The 1,537-nt window shown below is 76.6% G+C and carries 3 protein-coding genes; 1 reads left to right on the top strand and 2 read right to left on the bottom strand.

Annotation, left to right across the window (positions count from 1 at the left end):
* Both AC2W7G_RS16020 and AC2W7G_RS16015 read right to left on the bottom strand, forming a co-directional pair.
* A partial coding sequence (locus AC2W7G_RS16020) for a DUF8094 domain-containing protein (protein WP_485869312.1) occupies nt 1–547 on the bottom strand: 547 nt, incomplete at its 3' end.
* A complete protein-coding gene (locus AC2W7G_RS16015) occupies nt 544–831 on the bottom strand; it encodes a hypothetical protein (protein ID WP_485869311.1) in 288 nt (95 codons plus the stop codon). The genes AC2W7G_RS16015 and AC2W7G_RS16020, both read right to left, overlap by 4 nt.
* Nucleotides 832–998: 167 nt before the next feature.
* Between AC2W7G_RS16015 and AC2W7G_RS16010 the strand changes: the two genes are divergently transcribed.
* The coding region (locus tag AC2W7G_RS16010; RefSeq protein ID WP_485869310.1) for a hypothetical protein at nt 999–1,537 on the top strand (539 nt) is incomplete at its 3' end.

The following is a 1,537-nucleotide window of genomic DNA, read 5'->3' as shown; positions in this document are numbered from 1 at the left end:
CGCCTCCTGCGGCGAGGGCCCGGTGCCCGAGGGCCGGTCGGCCCGGGCGACGACGACGGTGCCCTGCTCCCCCTCTCCGACCGGCTCGGGGCAGTCGGGCGTCGCGGGTCGTCTCGGGCGCCGCCACGAGCTTCCACGGCTCGGCCGCGCGCTCGCGCCGCCACACCTGCACCCGGACGCGGTCGCGGGCGGGGTCGTCCACGGGCATGAGGAACCACAGCGGGTACGCGCTGCGCAGCGGGGCGTGGACCGCGAGCATCCGCAGGTCGCCGTCGCGCTGCTCGCTGCGCCGGCGCAGCTGCTGGGCCACCTCGAACGTCCCGGTGTCGATGTCGAGCATCGTGCCGGCCTCGACCGCCGCGAGCGGCTTGGGGTCCAGGGCCTTGGAGGCGACCGAGAGCACCTCCTCGTACTGGGCCAGGACGCGCCGGGCGTCCGCCGGGGTCGCGGCGACCTTGGCCAGCGACTGGTCGCCCTTCGGCCGGGGGACGGTGCACCCGGACACCACGAGCGCCGCGGCCAGCAGGAGCAGGGCGACGCGCCTCATCGGGTCTCCTCCGGGGCGTCCTCGACGACGATCTCCTCGACGACCTCGTAGCCGGCCGCCGCGGCCTCCTCGGCCGTGATCTCGTGCTCGGTGCCGTCCTCGTCGACCAGCACGTAGACGACCTCGGCGTCCTCGGGCACGTCGTCGCCCGCGGGCACGGGGCCGGGCGCCGTCTCGCCGCCGACGGGCTCGTCGTCCCCCGCGGACTCGTCCTCGTCGTCCTCGTCCCACGCGTCGTCGTCCCACGCGGGCTCGGGCCGGCGCAGCGGCACGCCGCGCCACACCAGGACGCCCAGGACGACGAGGCCGAGGCCGAGCAGCAGGCGCCCAGGCTCCAGGCGAACCCGTGCGGGACGCCGTAGGCGACGCTGATCCGCAGCCCGGTCAGGTCGGCCTCGCCCACCGGCAGGACGGCGACGGACACGGTCTCGTCGGGCATCGTCGTGCGCAGGTGGGCGCCGCCCAGGCCGGCCTCGGCGGCGATCCACCAGTCCAGCGACAGCGGCGACGCGGCCAGGTTGGCGCGGCCGTCGACCTCCTCGTACGAGGGGTCCCACGGCTTGCCGACGCCGTCGACGACGAGCCGGCGCGTCTGCCCCACGTAGTCCTCGACGTCCACCGCGTTGGCGAGCCCGACGAACACCGGCTTCTCGGCCGGGAGCTCGGCGAGCACGTCGAGCTCGAGCCCTCGCCAGCCCAGCACCGCGGGGCGGGTGACGACGAGCGAGTCGGTCTCGACGGCGTGCGGGCCGGTCACGACGCGTCCGTCCGGCCCGAGCAGGGCGGTGACGACGGAGCCGAGGACAGCCAGCAGCAGCCCGACGACGAGCGTCGTCAGTCCCAGCCTCGTGCGCATCACACCCCCGTTCGCCGACGCCGCGACCCTACCGACGCCGCGACCCTACCGGCGGCGGGACCCGCGAGCCGGGAGCCGCGTCAGTACAGCGCGGTGGCAGCTTGCGGCGGGCGGCCGCGACGCGCGGGTCGGCC

This window comes from Aeromicrobium sp. PFPM2_SD2 (assembly GCF_057364525.1).
The sequence above is the reverse complement of the archived record's forward strand: the minus strand, read 5'-3'. Positions and strand labels throughout refer to the sequence as shown.